Here is a 17,565-nt window from a genome sequence, read left to right as displayed (position 1 = left end):
AAAACACTGCTTACAACTAAATTATAATACAAATCATAACAAAAGGTACGGAAAAAATAAATAGAAACAGATGTTTCCTTAGGAATATAAGGAAGTATGGAATGATGTCACCTTAATATAAAGGAGGAATCACAATGAGTAAAGTTGGATTAATTCCTTTCACCATACAAACTGTATTAAAAGATACAAAAATTATTCCACCTGGTATTGAATTAGTCGGTGCTCCTACTGCTTGGGAGCAAGGTTATTTTGGTCATGGAAATGTAATCGCTGTTCTTGATACAGGATGTGATTCCAGTCATTTCGAGCTTCAAAATCAAATTATTGATGGTTATAATTTTACAACAGATGATGGGGGAGACCCGAAAAACATAAAAGATTATAATGGACATGGTACCCATGTGTGTGGAACAATTTGTGCTGAAGAAAATGATAGGGGTGTTGTTGGTGTAGCACCAAAAGCAAAGCTCCTAGTATTGAAGGTGCTCTCGGGTCAAGGTTATGGAGAAACAAAATGGGTGACAGAAGGCATTCGTTATGCGACAAAATGGCGTGGACCTAATGGAGAGCGTGTAAGAGTCATCAGCATGTCATTAGGTGGGAGAGAGGATGATCAGGATCTTTATAAAGCAGTTCAGGAGGCAATTAACCAAGAAATTCTAATCGTCTGCGCTGCTGGAAATGAAGGGGATGGAAGGTATGAAACAGATGAGTTTGCCTACCCAGGAGCCTATCCTGAAGTTGTACAAGTTGGTTCGGTAAATTTACAAAAGGAAATTTCAGATTTTAGTAATACGAATAGAGCGATTGATCTTGTTGCCCCCGGTGAAGAAATTCTATCAACCTATCTTAATAACGAATTTGCCGTCTTATCTGGAACTTCAATGGCAACCCCACATGTATCAGGAGCTGTAGCGCTTATTATTGAGCAATGTGAAAAAGAGTTTGACCGTCCTCTAACTGAGGCTGAAATATACGCCCAACTAATAAAAAGAACACACTCCTTAAACTATAGTCGCCGATACCAAGGAAATGGAATGTTGAATTTAACATTAGATTTTGGTTCGGAAATCAAAACCTTCCAAACAGCAATTACTGAGTAAAAAAGGGACAGGTTCCGTGTCCCAATGGGACACCGGACCTGTCCCCTAACATCTTCTAGGTGCTATGCATACAATGAAGGAAAAAAGAGGATGGATAACCAGATGCCACTTACGTACCTGTTGGAATTAAAACGTTAACAGTCAGTACAGAGCCGAAACAAACCATTTATTATCCAAAAGTGTCCAATATGACAAATCAACAACTACAAAGGCAAATTAATCACAATATTGTTGTTGAAGTTCAACAACTTATTAACAAGCAGGTTGGGAATATGCCAACAACAGTAGAAGAAATGCTAGGTTACTATGAAATAAAGAATAATCAACGACAAGTTTTGAGTTTATCACTTTCTAATTATACGTATCACTTCCACGCAGCCACGGTATGACCTATTTAAAATCATTAACCTTTGATCTGAAGAAAGGGAAAAAGTGCGAGCTTAAAGACTTATTCAAACCAGGAGTAGATTATGTTAAAAGGCTCTCAGACATCATCAACCTACAAATCAAACAACGCGATCTTCCTCTGCTTAACGGTTTCACTTCAATCCAACCTAACCAAGACTTTTATATAGCTGATAAAGCTCTAGTCATTTATTTTCAATTATATGAAATCACTCCATATGTTTACGGCTTTCCAATGTTTCCTATTTCGGTATATGACATCCAAGATCTAATCGATGAAAGCGGGCCACTTGGTCGCATGGCTGTGAACGAATGAAAGACAGGGGGACAGGTTCCGTGTCCCAATGGGACAACGAACCTGTCCCCCTGAAAAATCAAAATATTTAAACTTAAGGAAATACGATTCTTATTAGTTGATTTGAGCATAATGGTGTGGCATTGTAAATAATTATTCAGGGCAAGAAATAATTTCTCTTTAAATGTTGGTAGGATGAATTAATGGAAAGAATATTAGTTAAACAGCAATTGAACAGAAAAATAGATGATTAGGAGGGTTTCCTTTTGAAGAAACTAGCACTAAGTTTAATGATGTTACTATTCGTTTTGGTGGTTGCCGCTTGTGGAACAAATCAAGACGAAAGCAATGAAAATGCAACAGAACAAGATAACGCGAAAATAGAAAAACTAACTGTTGGAACAGAAGGTACATATGCGCCATTTACTTTCCATAATGAAGAAGGAGAACTAACTGGATATGATGTTGAAGTAATAAAAGAAGTTGCAAAACGTATGGGAGCAGAAGTTGAATTTATGGAAACACAGTGGGATTCTATGTTTGCCGGATTAAATTCAAAACGTTTTGATCTAATTGCGAACCAAGTGGGAATTAATGAAGATCGTTTAGCAAACTATGATTTTTCAACACCATACACATATTCATCTTCTGTTATTGTTACACCTACTGAAACTACTGATATTACTTCATTTGAAGATTTAAAAGGGAAAAAATCTGCTCAATCATTAACAAGTAACTATGGAGCGATTGCTGAAGAAAATGGAGCAGAGCTTGTTGGGGTAGAAGGTCTTGCCCAATCTATCCAACTAATTAAGCAAGGAAGAGCCGATGTAACAGTAAATGATAAGTTGGCCGTACTTGATTATATGAAAAATCAAAATGATAAAGATGTAAAAATTGTTGCTGAATCAGATGATGTGTCCGAGATGGCTTTTACATTTAATAAAGGAAACGAAGAATTAGTTGAGGCAGTTAATGAACAGCTTGCTGCAATGAAAGAAGACGGAACATTAACGAAAATTTCACAAGAATGGTTTGGTGAAGATGTTTCTACAAAATAATACCATAACAGCAGAAATGGGAGGATGGGAGTTATTCATAAACTCTCTTCTCCCTATGCTTTCTGGTGCTATAAAGTACACAATACCACTTACATTAATTTCTTTTGTCGGTGGTTTAATACTAGCCTTGGTTTTAGCCATGATGCGCTTATCAAAATCGCGTGTTATACAACTTCCGTCGATTATCTTTGTGTCAGCTATTAGAGGCACACCCTTACTCGTGCAATTATTTATCATATTTTATGGACTACCAAACATTGGAGTAAATCTTGATCCTTTTATAAGTGCTGTTATTGCATTTATTTTAAACGTTGGTGCATATGGTTCCGAAATTATTCGTGCGTCTATTCTTTCAATCCCAAAAGGACAATGGGAGGCTGCCCACACAATTGGTATGTCAAGATGGACAGCACTAAGGAGAATTATTCTTCCACAGGCAGCAAGAGTTTCAGTTCCACCATTATCAAATTCATTCATAAGTTTAGTAAAGGATACTTCTTTAGCATCACTAGTATTAGTGGCAGAATTATTTAGAAAAGCACAAGAAATTGCTGCTAGAACGTATGACTTTCTACTTTTATATGTAGAAGCTGCCCTTATCTATTGGGTAATCTGTTTTGTATTATCTTTAGTTCAAGTGGTGATCGAAAAACGCTTGGATCGATATGTTGCTAGATAGAAAGGAGGGAGAGCCATGTATTTATCGATAAAAGGTTTGGCAAAATCTTTTGATGAAAACCATGTATTAAAAAATGTGGATGTTGATGTGCAAAAGGGAGAAGTGGTATCCATTATTGGACCTTCTGGATCTGGTAAAACAACATTACTTCGATGTTTTAATGGACTCGAGCTACCTGATAAAGGGAAATATACTTTTGATGATGGTCTAACACTCGATTTTGGACAAAGATTAGATAAAAAAGATTTGGTCAAGCTTAGTCGAAAATCTGGAATGGTCTTTCAATCATACAACCTTTTTCCACACAAAACGGCACTTGAAAATGTAATGGAAGGTCCATTAATTGTTCAAAAACGAAAAAAACCTGAGGTCATAGAAGAGGCAAAGATTCTTTTAGAAAAGGTTGGGTTAAAAGATAAGCTGAATTTTTATCCGCATCAATTATCCGGAGGTCAACAACAACGGGTAGGAATTGCAAGAGCGTTAGCACTTAAGCCTGAACTTATGCTGTTCGATGAGCCAACATCTGCACTTGATCCAGAATTAATAGGTGAAGTGTTAAGTGTTATGAAGGACTTAGCAAAGGAAAACTGGACGATGATCATCGTAACTCATGAGATCCAGTTTGCAAGTGAAGTATCGAATAAAGTTTTATTCATGGATGGCGGCTACATCGTTGAGCAAGGAACACCAGATGAAGTGCTCAAAGCTCCAAAGGAAGAAAGAACAAAGAGATTTCTGCAAAGAATATTACATCCTTCTTAAAAAGTTGATTATCTTTGCTAGATTGTCCACTACTGAGAATTTAACCAGTTTAAAGAGAATATACTTTGTACAGCCTTTCATTCTAATATAATAAAAGGATAGTTGGAGGAACTCTACTATCCTTTTTTCATTTAACAGTCAGTGTGCAGTTCAGGAACGGGGAAGCGCTTATCCACTTGCATCATAATTTTTGTAACGTAATGTTCCTTTTGATTCTTTACAACTGTATCATAAATATACTCTTCAAATACATAATCTCCCAATGCTAATTCTAAACGCTCCATTTCTGAAAAAAGCCTTTTATAGGTATTATGAATTGTTAGTTCATCTCCAATATGATAGCCTACGAGAAAATGACCCTTTACAGCCTGGAAATAGGAATATCCTTCCTTAGGTTGTGGTTGTTCAATGTATAAATAGCTATACTTTGAGAATTCGCCCTTTAAAACTTGCTCCCGATTTGTTATAACACCTATAGGATATCCTGTATCAAGCTGTAACTCGTTTAATTCATCAATAAAATCTGAAATAACCTCTACAAATTCCTCATCCGTAGTATTTTTAATTTTTCTGCTTAAATAAAGTGTTGCTTCAGGAAAATGCTCGAGTGTAATTTGGTGAAAGTCAAGCTGTGAGGCTTCTTCCATTAATGATATTTTTGTTTCGATAAGTTTTTCCTTCATTTCTATTTCTTTTCGTTTTTTCACAATTTCTTCTCTCTTTTGATACATTAATGTCAAAAAGCCCTCAGGAGATTTATTTTGCGTGTATTGTTGAATATCATTAAGTGACATACCGAGCTCTTTTAATAAATCAATAACAAAGAATAATTCAATTTGGTTCATTGAATAAAAACGATAGCCTTTTTCATTTTTAAATACGGGAGAGAGAAGGCCAATTTGATCGTAGTAAAAGAGTGTTTGTTTATTAACTTTGCAAAGCTTTGCGAATTCACCTGTAGTTAAATATTTCGTATTTTTTTTATTCACTTTTTCTTCATCACCCTTGACTATATAGTTACTATATAGATTAGGATAAAAACAGTGATGAAATCAAGTAAGTACGTTTGGTTTTAGTCAATCGTGAAGGAGAAAATATGAAATGAAGAACTATAAAATTACGTTAGGGTTATTATTATTAAATTTATTTATAGCCTTTATGGGAATTGGTCTTGTTATTCCCGTTTTACCTACACTGATGAATGAATTAGGGATAAACGGAAAGACAGTTGGCTATTTAACAGCTGCTTTTGCAATTGCACAATTGATCGTTTCGCCATTTGCAGGGAAAGCAGTAGATAAATTTGGAAGAAAGATCATGATTGTACTTGGCTTATTTATTTTCGGATTGTCAGAGATATTATTTGGTCTTGGAAAAGAAATAGAAGTGTTATTTATTTCCCGAATTTTAGGTGGAGTAAGTGCAGCATTCATTATGCCAGGTGTTACAGCTTTTATTGCTGATATTACTAACTTGGAAACTCGCCCAAAAGCACTCGGTTATATGTCAGCTGCTATTAGTACAGGGTTTATTATTGGCCCTGGTATCGGTGGATTTTTAGCGGAATTTGGTACCCGTATACCATTCTTCTTTGCAGGTGCACTTGGTACAATTGCTGCCATACTAACTATTATGTTTATTTCTGAGCCAAAACGTGAAATAAACACAAATGAACAAACACAAGGGAAGAAGAATGGTTTTAGTCGTATGATTGAGCCAAAATATTTCTTCGCTTTTATTTTGATATTTATCGCCTCATTTGGTCTAGCAGCATTTGAATCATTCTTTAGTTTATTTGTGGACCATAAGTTCCAATTTACACCATCTGATATAGCGATTGTTATTACCGGTGGGGCCATTTTTGGTGCTATTTCACAAGTCTTATTGTTTGATCGGCTTACACGAGTTTGGGGAGAAATTAAACTGATTCGTTATAGTTTACTATTATCGGCAATACTAGTCTTTTTAATGACAGTTGTTTCTTCATATTTTTCTATTTTACTTGTAACGTTTATTGTTTTTGTAGGATTCGATATATTCAGACCTGCAGTTACTTCCTACCTTTCAAATATCGCAGGAGACGAACAAGGTTTCGTTGGTGGAATGAACTCCACGTTTACAAGTTTGGCGAACATTAGTGGTCCAATTTTAGGGGGAATATTATTTGATATAGATATTAACTATCCATACTATTTTGCGACTGTGATTCTATTTATAGGAATAGTTATGACATTGTTTTGGAGAAAGCAAGAAAACAATTCTTCAAACGAAATTAAGCCTAGTGTGGCTAATATATCAAATTGAAGAAAAGACGTCAAAATTGAAAATAATAAGAAAAGAGTCAATTTGGTCATGATGAAAAATGACCGAATTGACTTTTTTTACTTACTTAAAGGAGAAACTTAAGTTTTTTAACAAAAGAGAATGTTAATGATTTGTGACAAAAAGACAACTATAGTTTACATTTTGTCATAGATACTTTACGATGATAATGAGAATAAAAAAGGAGATTGAGTAAAATCATGTTAAATAATTCTGTGCGCGAATTGCGGGCAAGATTTCGATTAACTCAACAGGAATTAGCCGAAAAGATTGAAGTATCAAGGCAAACAATTGGGTTAATTGAAAAAGGAGACTATGCTCCATCTATTACTCTTGCATTAAAAATGGCAAAAGTATTTCAAGTCCCTGTTGAAGAAATATTCTATTTAGAAGGAGAATGATCCATGTTAAAACGAATTTTTCAGTCCCCGATATTTAATGCTTTACTTGTACTTGGCTTGGGGATTATTATGCTGGGTAATCACTATTCTGACGATGTACCAAATTGGTTAAAAGTTGATCCTCTAGTACTAGGTATTCCAATTTTAATACTGATCTCAGCCATCCCCATCAATAATATGAAAAATCCTAAAAATAAGGTAAAGCCTTCTTTAATTCCTATGGAGTTTAAAGAAGAAGACGAGGGGCTACAGTGGATCACTTATAAGGCAACTCGTAAGGTTTATATTTTCTTTGCATCTTTTCTCCCTATTGCGATAGCGCTTACAGCATACCTTAATCACATACCATATTTTCCTGTAATTCTTTTAACAGGTATGGCGATTGTTCAATATGTATTGTTTTGGCTTGAGCATAAAAAACATAAATAGAAGGGAGAAATAACGAATAGTGGATAAACAGATGATGATATCCCTAATACTACTAATCACTGCATTAGAAATATTTATTGTTTATTTGTTTATAAGATATAAGCAAGGTAGAATCGAAAAAAATCCGTTCATCACAATTTTTGTAAAAGAGTGGAAAATATTATTCTATGCTTTTTTTCGTTGGAGAATAAAGGAGAATAATAATGAATATTCGCTACACAAGAATTCTCATTATTTTTGGCTGTTCATTGCACTTTTGCATGAACAAGTAATAGAAATGGTTGTTTTTCACATATACTTAAAAAAAGTAGATCCATCCTCGGCTAATATAATGTCAGCTCTTCATATTTATAGCATTATTTACATGCTTGGCGATTACAATTGGGTACGAAATACGCCTATACGAATAATCAATAATAATATCGAGATAAAGATAGGTGCGAGAAGAGAGCTATCATTTCATATATCTGACATTGATTCAATTCAAAAGGCACAAATTACATATAGCGATAAAGGTGGAATCATTCACGAAAAAGGAGTATTTCACGCCACTTCTTTTCCTAGAGTACTAACTAGAATATTTGGAATAACCGATGAATTAAGGCACGAGATTATCTTCAATAAACCGATTTCCTATACTGGATATTTTGGACTTAAAAAACAGGTGAACAAAGTATTGGTTTATATTAAGGATTCTGATAGACTAGTGGCTGCTCTTGAAGAAAAGATGAACAATTATGATGGTAGTAACGACAATAAACAAGAGATTCGTAAAGTGATAACAAAAGAAAAGCAATCAATGATTAATTGGAAAATTTATTTTGTCTTATTGTTTTTGAATGTTGTAGGAGCTCTAGCAATGGCTCCTTATGCTATAGCTAGAGAGGGATTTCATGAAGAAATGGGAGTTTCTCAAGGGCTTTTTATTCTAATTTTTTCAGGTCAGATGTTGGTAGAAGGTGCTGTTTTAATATTTCTTGCATTATTGATGGGTAAGAAAATCGGAGTGAAATTACCAATTATCACTTCGTTTATTCGTAAGGAAAAGATATCAAATCAAGATGTAAAGAATACAGGATTCGCCATAATATATGGAGTAGTTACTTCAATTCTGATTATGATTGTAAGCTATTATATATCAAATTACCTTGGTATTGATAATTCTTCAATTAATGAACCAGTATGGTGGTTAGGGATATTAGGTTCCCTAGGAGCAGGTATTACAGAAGAAACCATATTTCGACTCTTTTTAGTTACTTTTGTATTGTGGTTATTTTCCAGGTTTCGTAAGAGAAAGGACCTAACCAGTTCTGCAAAATGGACAGCTATTATAATAGCATCTTTAATCTTTGGGCTTTTACATTATGGTGTTGCGTCATCTACATATGAGATGACATTTGGTCTATTTTTAGGAATGCTTCTGATAAACGGAATTGGTGGAATCACTTTTGGAGCACTCTTTATCTATCGAGGATTAGAGTTTGCGATGATTGCCCATTTTATTGCGGACATAATGATTCACGTAGTAGCTCCTTTATTTATTTAATCCCTATCTTTTGAACATTTTGCCATTACTCTAATAATACCTTTTTATATTTGTAAGAACTGGGATAATATACATCTAGTGTAACAGGCGCAAACTTTAAGAGTTCGTGTCTGTTTTTTTATCATAAAAATCAATGGCCAATATCTTCCAAAAAAAGTGTTGCATAAAACAGAAGGATAGATTAAAGTAATATTTAAAATATTTGTTTAAGATGCACAATTTGAAACATAAAGAAGGGAAGATCAAATGGATACACAACAAAACGACCTTTTTATTATTACAAAAGATTCAATACGTTATCAATCATTATATAATCAATACATACTTCTACTTGACTCAATGGATTATCCTAATAAAAAACAAGCTTTAAAGAGACTCGAGAATTATCTTATCTATTTAACAATTTACACGAATATTAGAAAAATACATAGAATCGAAACAAAACATCTGATTTTATTTGCAAGAAAACAAATACAAGATGGCAAGAATCAAACATCCGAGGAAATTTTAAGAGAAGTAGTAAAAACATTACTTACATTAAAAAGTATACATAAATTCAAAACGGATGTTTCTTTAATGAATTACACATTCTGGTGTGAAGTATTAAAATGAACTGGAAATATGTAGTACCTTTCTTGAACAGAGATACTCCAAGTGCTTGACCAACGACTGTCATTTCAAAAACTAGATCCTCCGCCTGCAAACATAACAAGTATAAGAAGAGAAGTCGTTGGCCGTGTGAACTTCTTTATGAAACATCAGTCAAAAGTGATGAAAAATATAAGAAAGAAACATCAAAATACGAACTTAGATATGTTGATAATATAACCCAAATTGTGTATCAAACCATAGCAGTTTCCCATGTTTATGTTTTGGAAGACGTGTTTGTAAACTCCATTCAGGATATTGCTTCATAATCTGTACTGAATCCCCGGTGGCTAGGGCAATAAATGATATATAATGATCTTTTGTCATCCGGTGGTCACTTGATACAAATAACTCAGAATCAATTTCAGTTATTGATAATTTTTCTTCGTCTGTTGCTTTTTTTGCTTCTAATTGTTCTACCTTTCTCCCGCAGCAAGAAATGTCTATATCCCCAGTTGCTAAAACAATATTATGACATGAGGGACAAACAAAATAATTCGATCTTTTCATATTTCCTCCTACAAAATCATTCGACGATAATTCACCTTCTAAAATATTTTCAATATTTACCCCTAAGATTGAAGACAAACTTGGTAAAAGAGTAACATCTGGACAACCATATCCACGCTCCCATTTTGAAATCGTTCGATCAGAAATATTCATCAAATCAGCTAACTGTTTCTGTGTTAATCCTTTCTCCTTCCTTAAACTAAAAATTAAGTTACCAACTTTACTATTATCCATATTTTCTCCTCCTGCTCTATGTTCATCTTAGAGGTTTATATGATCAGTGACAACAAACGTTCCGTAGAGAGGGACAGGTTCACTGGCCCATTTTAAGATTATTATCGTTAAGAGTCATTCATTAGGACCAATGGGACAATGGTAGGACACAATTAAAACAATATAAATTTTGCAATTCTAGAGGTTGAAGTAAGAGGTGAACCTATTGACAAATACTGAAAATGAACTGACAACACATCTCAAAGATTGTTTAAAAGTAATAATAGATTTAATTGCCCTTAAGAACAGATCACATAGAAAAAAGAAGTTGGAAACACGATTGTTTTTTTATTAACAGATGCGGCTCAAAGTAGGATTAGATGTTCAGGGATTAGTGCATTGAATTTTCAGCAATCAGGACAGATCGTGCTACAACTCCTTCTCAGAGAAATGAATATTTATAATGAAATTATTTGTAGACTGTAAAGAATAGTACTTTAAACAAAGAAACAGGTTTACTTAATACCAAATCTAGGTGTAAAGCAAACTTGACTTTGAAAATTATGTAAAGTATGCTTTACGTAAAGTTAACTTTACATAGTGGGTGGATAAATGAAGAATAGGATAAAAGATTTACGTGCTAAAAATAATTTAACACAAGATCAGCTAGCTGAAAAATTAGACGTTTCTAGACAAACAATTATTTCCATAGAAAGAGAACGTTTTAATCCATCAATAATTTTAGCATTTAAATTAGCTCATATTTTTAATTGTAAAATTGAAGAAATATTTATTTATGAGGGGGAGAAATGATGAAGAATAGTAAAGCAGCATTTCTAATTTTAGGTGTCATTATGCTTTTGAATGCTCTATTTGTTAACTGGGCTTACATTTCAAGTGGGAAATTTCCAGAAGGTCTAATGTTCATTTCAATTACAATTATGAGCTTTTGTTTAGCATACTTATCAGATCATTTTGCTGCAAAAGATGAACGTGCTCAAAAAATAAGAGAACGTGGAGTTTACGTAAGTTATTTTTGGATGTTAGGAATAATATTCTTCTTATTCTTAATTATAAATCCATATTTAGGTGTATTAAATATTTCTGCATATCATCTGTTAACTTTGATTGTATCACTTTATATATCAGTCGTATTTTTAAATATGGTTTATTACGCAAGGAAATATTAACAAGCACATAATAGGGTGTTAATTAGAGCATTTTTCCTTTTTGATCAAATATTGCACCTGTTCTGCGGTATATGGTAAATATATGCCACAATATAAGCCTGTAGTTATTCCATAATAGAAGCGCCTTTCTGGAACAAGGAAGGTGCTTATTTCAGTTTAAAGGCTAGATTGGAGAGGATCTATTAGACTGAAATGGCGAATTTTAAGAGTAACATTTAAACTAACAGTAGATTAAATAAACAACGAGATATGAAGGAATCATTTTTGGGATGTACAGAAATAGGAATATTAGTTAAAAATTGATTCGATCATTAGAGGAGTTTCTCAAGACACAGGTAAAATGGTTTTATCGACAGAAGATGTAAATAATGAACTTTTATTACAAAGAGAGCAGTTAAATGCGACGATACAATCTTTTGAGGAAATCATAAAAGCAGTCGAGAGTATTTCTCCTAAAATAAAAGAAACGAAAGAATCATCAGTCAAGATTCAAAAAGAAAAAGACATCATACTTGAAGAATTAGATCAAACCGGGGCAATAGCAGAAGATGTTGCTCATCAGCAGAGGGAATTTCGGCATCAGCAGAGGAAATGTCTGCTTCAATAGAAGAAGTCAGTGCCTCAGCAGTTAACTTAGGTGAGATGACAAATGAAATGAGAAATAAAATAAAGTTCTTTAAGCTAGAGAAATAGAAATATAAATTGGACAGGCATGAACTTAATGAGTTCGTGTCTTTTTTGCGATTTTTGATAATCGCATAAGTAGGTTCATTTCCCAATATGGAAAATGTGGTGTAACTTGGTTTTTAGTTAATTAAAAACGAAGCGGATTTTTTCATTGAAAATGGAATAACAAATCCAGTGGAATATTACAAAAATCGTTTGTTCCTTCTTGAACTATAGAAGGAGAATAGTTAAGAAAAATGTTAACCACAGAGTATTGATGATGGTATTCATTAATGTATAATTGGAAGAATATTCTGTTACTTGCTATTTTTATAAGGGGGAGAAACTTATGGAAAAATATGAATATGAGTGGGTAAAACAAACGAGACAGATTTTATTAGAACAGTGTAAAGAAATAAAGGAAAATGATTTTACAAGAGAAAGTGGATTTGGTTTTCAGAGTATAAGGGATACATTAGTCCATGTGGCAGGGTGTTATCACGCTTGGCTTGGTTCTTTCGTACTTTCAGAAACAACATCACCACTATTAACAAAAGAAGCAATAGAAAAGATGAGGATAAGTGATATTCAATATTATTTTCAACAAGCAGACAAATATGTAGATGCTGTATTTGAACGATTTACTGTAACATTTGATGATCTTATCGAAAAAGAACTTTCTTGGAAAGATGGAAGTGGAACTGTTAGAAAAACACCACATCAATTACTGACCCATTCTATTACGCATGAATTTCATCATAAAGGACAAATTGTAGCGATGCTACGTCTTTTTGGCTACATACCTAAAAACACGGACATATTAGGACTTCCTGAAAAGGAGTTTATTAAATAATATTAAAGCGTTCTTTGACTAGTGGATTGCCTGTGCTTAATAAATAGAAGGTGTTTCAGTTGTGGTATTGGCGAAAATTGCGTGGTACAAAAACGGACTTTCACATTAAGTTAAATATAACCTCAAATGAACTAATGAAATTATTAAGAGATATATGGAAAAATTCATTCCATATGTGAAGCAAGAGGATAAGACGGGTTATTTATATAATGTCTCTCTCTATCAAGGAAATGAAACTTATTCATTTTCATCTAATCAAATTAATGATACATATTACTTTACAGAGCCAAATATAGAACCTATTCTGCAAGACTTTTATAAAAATCTTAAAGAATGATGAGAAAAATAACTATTTTCCACAATAGAAGCGCCATTCTTGAATAAGTAAGAGTAAAAATTCTGATTAAAACCTATTTGAGAGATGTTACACTTAAACGAATGAAGCAGGATAGTAGAAGAAGGGATATCTATAAAGAGTGCTTTCCTGGAAATGAGAGAATGTGATTTAGTGATTAGTGAAAGAGAGGTTCATGTTTATATGTATCGTGATTTAGATTTAATGATAAGACCTGTAACGACTAATGATTTATATGCTCTTTGGGAGTTAACCTATAAAGAAGAGTCACCTGAATGGAAGAAGTGGGATGCTCCTTATTTTGAACATAAGGAAATTACCTATGAGAAGTATTTAACTAATCAAGATAACCTTGTTAATCAAGATGATTACTGGATTATAGAAGTTAACGATAACATTATCGGGACAGTTAGTTATTATTGGGAACATAAACCTTCAAATTGGCTTGAAATGGGTATAGGCATATATGATCCAAAATATTGGAGTGGAGGATATGGAACTAGAGCCTTTAAGTTATGGATTAATCATTTATTTTACTCTTTACCCTTAGTAAGAGTAGGATTCACCACATGGTCGGGCAATTATAGAATGGTGAAAGTAGGAGAAAAGCTAGGAATGACATTGGAAGCTAGACTTAGAAAATGTCGTTACTATGATGGAGAATATTATGACTCTATCAGAATGGGACTATTAAGAGAAGAGTGGGAACAGTCCAAAGTAACAAAGGAGTTTTTCACTTAAAGGTCGATTTCTATATTCAGCAATCAGGCGCTATATAGTCTTGTATCTCGGTGGGTAAGAGTGGAAGATTGGTCAGCTTTAGGAGATGTTGTACCTGGTATGGAATAGGCATTATGCTTTTTGACAATTTTTTCGATCCTATTTAATATAGCACCTATACTTTTAGAATTAAAAGGTAAGAGATGATTACTTAGTAGTACGACTACTTAAAACAAAAAGTACTAAAAATCTTACTTCTAATTATGCTGCATACACAATTCAAGACTAAAAAAAATGATTATTAAACAAACAAAACGCAAATGTGTAATAACATTTGCGTTTTTTCATTGTTAAAGTTAGGTAGGTTGGAGAAGGTTGGTTTCTTCAGAAAAATATTTTTAACATAAGATAAATGTGCTGTAAAGAGAACGTAAAAATAATTAGTTCGTAAGCTAAATAAAATTTTAGAATTTTTGTATACATTTTTATCCTTTTATACGTTTATAAAATGGAAAGGAGGAAGAGATGAAATATGAGTTTGAGGATTTGCTAAAAGAAAAAATGAAGATGCTTTATCGATATTTACTTAAACTTGGGGTTAATGAAGCTGATTCACATGATGTAATCCAAGACACAATGATTAAAGCCTTATCGTACATAGGAGAAATTGAAGCAACTAAGCTAAACTCATGGTTATATAGAGTGGCGCTAAATAAAAAAGGCAAAGAAGAGGACGATTATTAAGCAGGTCATCATTTCCATCGTAGTAACAATTATTCTAGTTCCTATTATTCTTATTGGGATTTTACAATTAACATATCGAGGTGCTGATAACATGGGACGAGATATAGCAATGATTGATCAAATAACACGTCCTAATCATCAATTGTCAGGAGATGTTAATAGAAGTGGGTTATTTGGTGGAGAAGTAGAATATAAGGCTATTAAAATAATTGAGGGTATCCCAATGTTATAGGGAGAAGAGGTGTATGAATATAGTTTTTTAAATAGTTATAGTCGAATTAGTAGTCGTAACCAATTCGAATTTAGTGAAGGTGAAGAAGAGCCAAGTAATAGACATATCTATCATACTGACACAATGCAAAGAGAAATGCAGTTTTACCACCCAAAAGTTACTTATGAATATTACTTAAATGATATACCTCTTTTGGAAAAGCATCCAAATAAATATGCTGAGATGGCTATTTCCTTCGATAAAAACTACACTATTGCAGAAATTAAAAAGATGCTGCCAGAACAGGTTTCACCTGTTTGGTATTGGGTGGATACTAACGACAATCTAAAGTATCTTAATGAAATAGATATGCCTGAAGCTGCTCATTACGTATATGGTTTTGATGCACAAAAGGGAGATATTGAGTTTGGTAATGGAACAGAGAAAGATTTTATACTTGCCTTAAAAAGTGGATTGGAAATGAGTAAAAAGTATAAAAACGAATATAAAAGAATATATGACTTCCTACGTCAAGGAAAAAAGGAGCCTTCACCAAAGGATGTTAAAGTCATTGGTGTGGTTGTAACTGGATCTACAGAAGAGCTAAAAAAATTACAAAACCAACCTTACGCAAAGGCCATTGTTCTAGGAGCCGTTGTAGAAGATAAATAAGCAATTTAAATCCTTAAAGAATAGGTAAAGGAGCTGCATTTTTAAACAGCCCCTTTACCTATGATAAATATTTTTTCGGGAGATATTTAATTAATTAAATAATTTATCAAGATCATCAATAGAGGTTATGTCTTTGACTTCATCCTTCATTAAATCTACTGCATATCGTCCGTTGGTTGAAGAATGACCTGATAAAAGGGTAGAATACCTTACAATTATGTATTCGTTAATCATTCCATCATATTCTACAAAGTGATTTTCATCTTCCTCTAATTCACCTCTATCACGTAAATAACTTTTAACTAAAGAAACAGCCTTTTGTTTCTCTTCAGCTGTTGCAGAATCATGAATTTGCTGATTTTTACTTTGTGTACTAGAGTTGTTTTCTTTTTCTTTTTCTTGATCTCCATTTTCGTTAAGATTTGTATCTTCCTGACTTTCTTTTACATCAGATACAGTACTTTCACTTTCTTTGTATGAAGAATCTTTGTATAACTCATCTTCTTCATTTACAGAATCGGCTCTAAATTTCTCATTTTTAATAGTTTCAGATAATGTATCATTATAGTTTTCTTCTGTATGAGAGTTTTCCGACTCTGTTGAGGAGTTTGTTTCTATAGTAGATTTCTTATCTGTAGTATCTGTATTTGACACTGTGTTCTTCTCATCAGAACAACCAATGAGTAGGAGACCTGCCAATAGCAGAGTAGTGTTGAAAAAAAGAATTTTTTTAAGTTTTTTCATATTATATACATCCCTTTCTAGCAAAACTTCCTTTAACTATTTCCACACCAGTAAAAAGGTATCCATTAAGAACTTTTGAAATTTTCTAATGATTAATAGGTTAAAATATATTTTATTTGTTATATCTTACCATAATACAAAAGTGAACACAGATTGTGCGACATCAAGAATGATAAAATGCTAAAATTAGGAAGTGAAGTGTTAAAGAAAAATTTAAGCATGAGATTGGAGGAGGCGAAGTGAGGAATAATATAAAGTTTTGTACATTATTTAATATATTTATTTTGATAATAATAGGTTGTTCTCATAGTGAAATAATGTACTATTCTAATCCTGATATCCTTTTAGTTGAAGAATCAAAGGATATCCATGAAATAGGTGATAACAAGCTATCAATAGTAGATGGTGAGTTAATAATAGATGCGAAAAATAATGTTTTCGAGGTAACACTCCCAGATAATTATAGTAGCATTCATAGTTTTCATCTTTCTTATGATAAACGTTTTTTAGCATATGATGTTGTAATGGATGATGGGATTAAAATTTTTGCTGTAAATTTAGAAACAGGTGAAAAAGTTAATTTATCCGAAGATATTGGTTATCAATATGATTATGATGGCTACCAATCACCTTTTGGTATGGCGTGGGCACCTAACAAAAATTTAATTGCATTTATTGGTGGATACAACGATTCAGCAAGGATAAATTTATATCATTTTGAATTGGACGAGAGTAAGCAAGCACCTGGAGGATCGTTTATATTTAAGGACGTTTACGGTGTTAAATGGGATAGTACGGGTGAATCAATATATTATCTCGTTGACTCTTTAGAAAATGAAAATATGTACAAACTTTATCAGACAGAAATAGAATCAAATAGTGATTTATTGGGTGGAACTGTAAATGTTATTAAAGAAATAAATGAGGAGTTTTTTGAAAATTGGCTGACAAAAGAAGAAAAGGAAACAATCTCTTAACGTATGCTTTACTTTAATAATCAATTTAAAAAACATAAACTTGAGTTATTTTTTAC

General features: G+C 32.9%; 21 protein-coding genes and 1 pseudogene. 19 read left to right on the top strand and 3 right to left on the bottom strand.

Translation table 11 applies throughout. The features are described from left to right. Positions 1-134 precede the first annotated feature (134 nt). The 5 genes and pseudogenes from MVE64_RS00585 (at position 135) to MVE64_RS00565 (ending at position 4,308) form a co-directional block, all read left to right on the top strand. Positions 135-1,103, top strand: a complete 969-nt coding sequence (locus tag MVE64_RS00585) for a S8 family peptidase (RefSeq protein ID WP_247342713.1) — start codon at positions 135-137, stop codon at positions 1,101-1,103. 188 nt (positions 1,104-1,291) lie between these two features. Then, positions 1,292-1,824 (top strand): annotated as a pseudogene (locus MVE64_RS00580) (RsiV family protein). A 245-nt stretch (positions 1,825-2,069) separates the two neighbouring features. Further along, entirely contained in the window at positions 2,070-2,864 is a 795-nt protein-coding gene (locus tag MVE64_RS00575) for an amino acid ABC transporter substrate-binding protein (RefSeq protein ID WP_247342710.1), read from the top strand. Further along, on the top strand, positions 2,848-3,543 hold the full coding sequence (locus MVE64_RS00570) for an amino acid ABC transporter permease (protein WP_281730439.1): 696 nt from the start codon (positions 2,848-2,850) through the stop codon (positions 3,541-3,543). Before MVE64_RS00575 ends, MVE64_RS00570 begins: the two co-directional genes overlap by 17 nt. Positions 3,544-3,558: 15 nt before the next feature. After that, complete coding sequence (locus MVE64_RS00565) at positions 3,559-4,308, top strand: amino acid ABC transporter ATP-binding protein (protein ID WP_247342708.1); 750 nt, start codon at positions 3,559-3,561, stop codon at positions 4,306-4,308. A 131-nt stretch (positions 4,309-4,439) separates the two neighbouring features. On the opposite strand, the gene MVE64_RS00560 is transcribed toward MVE64_RS00565, so the two are convergent. Further along, a complete protein-coding gene (locus tag MVE64_RS00560) occupies positions 4,440-5,297 on the bottom strand; it encodes a MerR family transcriptional regulator (protein ID WP_247342705.1) in 858 nt (285 codons plus the stop codon). A 112-nt stretch (positions 5,298-5,409) separates the two neighbouring features. Between MVE64_RS00560 and norA the strand changes: the two genes are divergently transcribed. From norA to MVE64_RS00535, 5 genes are all read left to right on the top strand, one after another. Then, positions 5,410-6,612, top strand: coding sequence for a multidrug efflux MFS transporter NorA (norA, locus tag MVE64_RS00555; protein ID WP_247342702.1), 1,203 nt, complete (start codon positions 5,410-5,412; stop codon positions 6,610-6,612). Positions 6,613-6,827: 215 nt separating this feature from the next. Beyond that, the gene (locus tag MVE64_RS00550; RefSeq protein ID WP_247347255.1) at positions 6,828-7,031 is read left to right on the top strand and encodes a helix-turn-helix transcriptional regulator; all 204 of its coding nucleotides are present in this window, start codon (positions 6,828-6,830) and stop codon (positions 7,029-7,031) included. Between the two features lie 3 nt (positions 7,032-7,034). After that, complete coding sequence (locus tag MVE64_RS00545; protein WP_247342701.1) at positions 7,035-7,460, top strand: hypothetical protein; 426 nt, start codon at positions 7,035-7,037, stop codon at positions 7,458-7,460. A gap of 19 nt (positions 7,461-7,479) precedes the next feature. Beyond that, entirely contained in the window at positions 7,480-9,006 is a 1,527-nt protein-coding gene (locus MVE64_RS00540) for a CPBP family intramembrane glutamic endopeptidase (protein ID WP_247342698.1), read from the top strand. A 246-nt stretch (positions 9,007-9,252) separates the two neighbouring features. Further along, on the top strand, positions 9,253-9,618 hold the full coding sequence (locus tag MVE64_RS00535; RefSeq protein ID WP_247342695.1) for a hypothetical protein: 366 nt from the start codon (positions 9,253-9,255) through the stop codon (positions 9,616-9,618). Between the two features lie 195 nt (positions 9,619-9,813). Here the strand turns inward: MVE64_RS00535 and MVE64_RS00530 are convergent, their stop codons facing one another. Continuing rightward, positions 9,814-10,398 (bottom strand): helix-turn-helix transcriptional regulator, encoded by a 585-nt coding sequence (locus tag MVE64_RS00530; RefSeq protein ID WP_247342693.1) that lies wholly within the window; start codon positions 10,396-10,398, stop codon positions 9,814-9,816. 591 nt (positions 10,399-10,989) lie between these two features. Here MVE64_RS00530 and MVE64_RS00525 point away from each other — a divergent pair. From MVE64_RS00525 to MVE64_RS00485, 8 genes are all read left to right on the top strand, one after another. After that, the gene (locus MVE64_RS00525) at positions 10,990-11,190 is read left to right on the top strand and encodes a helix-turn-helix transcriptional regulator (protein WP_247342690.1); all 201 of its coding nucleotides are present in this window, start codon (positions 10,990-10,992) and stop codon (positions 11,188-11,190) included. Further along, a complete protein-coding gene (locus MVE64_RS00520) occupies positions 11,190-11,567 on the top strand; it encodes a hypothetical protein (protein WP_247342688.1) in 378 nt (125 codons plus the stop codon). The genes MVE64_RS00525 and MVE64_RS00520 overlap by 1 nt, the downstream gene beginning before the upstream one ends. A 340-nt stretch (positions 11,568-11,907) precedes the next feature. After that, positions 11,908-12,174 (top strand): hypothetical protein, encoded by a 267-nt coding sequence (locus MVE64_RS00515; RefSeq protein ID WP_247342685.1) that lies wholly within the window; start codon positions 11,908-11,910, stop codon positions 12,172-12,174. 408 nt (positions 12,175-12,582) lie between these two features. Beyond that, a complete protein-coding gene (locus MVE64_RS00510) occupies positions 12,583-13,086 on the top strand; it encodes a DinB family protein (RefSeq protein WP_247342683.1) in 504 nt (167 codons plus the stop codon). A gap of 538 nt (positions 13,087-13,624) precedes the next feature. Beyond that, on the top strand, positions 13,625-14,182 hold the full coding sequence (locus MVE64_RS00505) for a GNAT family N-acetyltransferase (protein ID WP_247347254.1): 558 nt from the start codon (positions 13,625-13,627) through the stop codon (positions 14,180-14,182). A gap of 504 nt (positions 14,183-14,686) precedes the next feature. Continuing rightward, the gene (locus tag MVE64_RS00495) at positions 14,687-14,905 is read left to right on the top strand and encodes an RNA polymerase sigma factor (protein ID WP_247342681.1); all 219 of its coding nucleotides are present in this window, start codon (positions 14,687-14,689) and stop codon (positions 14,903-14,905) included. Beyond that, positions 14,874-15,137 carry a sigma factor regulator N-terminal domain-containing protein gene (locus tag MVE64_RS00490; RefSeq protein ID WP_345740847.1) on the top strand — a complete coding sequence of 88 codons (264 nt, stop codon included), beginning with the start codon at positions 14,874-14,876 and terminating at the stop codon, positions 15,135-15,137. Before MVE64_RS00495 ends, MVE64_RS00490 begins: the two co-directional genes overlap by 32 nt. Before the next feature lie 9 nt (positions 15,138-15,146). Beyond that, positions 15,147-15,788 carry an anti sigma factor C-terminal domain-containing protein gene (locus MVE64_RS00485; RefSeq protein ID WP_247342678.1) on the top strand — a complete coding sequence of 214 codons (642 nt, stop codon included), beginning with the start codon at positions 15,147-15,149 and terminating at the stop codon, positions 15,786-15,788. 90 nt (positions 15,789-15,878) lie between these two features. On the opposite strand, the gene MVE64_RS00480 is transcribed toward MVE64_RS00485, so the two are convergent. Continuing rightward, positions 15,879-16,532: a hypothetical protein gene (locus tag MVE64_RS00480; RefSeq protein WP_247342675.1), complete on the bottom strand. Its 654-nt coding sequence runs from the start codon at positions 16,530-16,532 to the stop codon at positions 15,879-15,881. Positions 16,533-16,771: 239 nt separating this feature from the next. On the opposite strand from MVE64_RS00480, the gene MVE64_RS00475 reads away from it, so the two are divergent. Continuing rightward, positions 16,772-17,509: a TolB-like translocation protein gene (locus tag MVE64_RS00475; protein WP_247342672.1), complete on the top strand. Its 738-nt coding sequence runs from the start codon at positions 16,772-16,774 to the stop codon at positions 17,507-17,509. Positions 17,510-17,565 lie beyond the last annotated feature (56 nt).

It is taken from the genome of Metabacillus endolithicus (genome assembly GCF_023078335.1).
Classification (GTDB): Bacteria; Bacillota; Bacilli; order Bacillales; family Bacillaceae; genus Metabacillus; species Metabacillus endolithicus.
The sequence above is the reverse complement of the archived record's forward strand: the minus strand, read 5'-3'. Positions and strand labels throughout refer to the sequence as shown.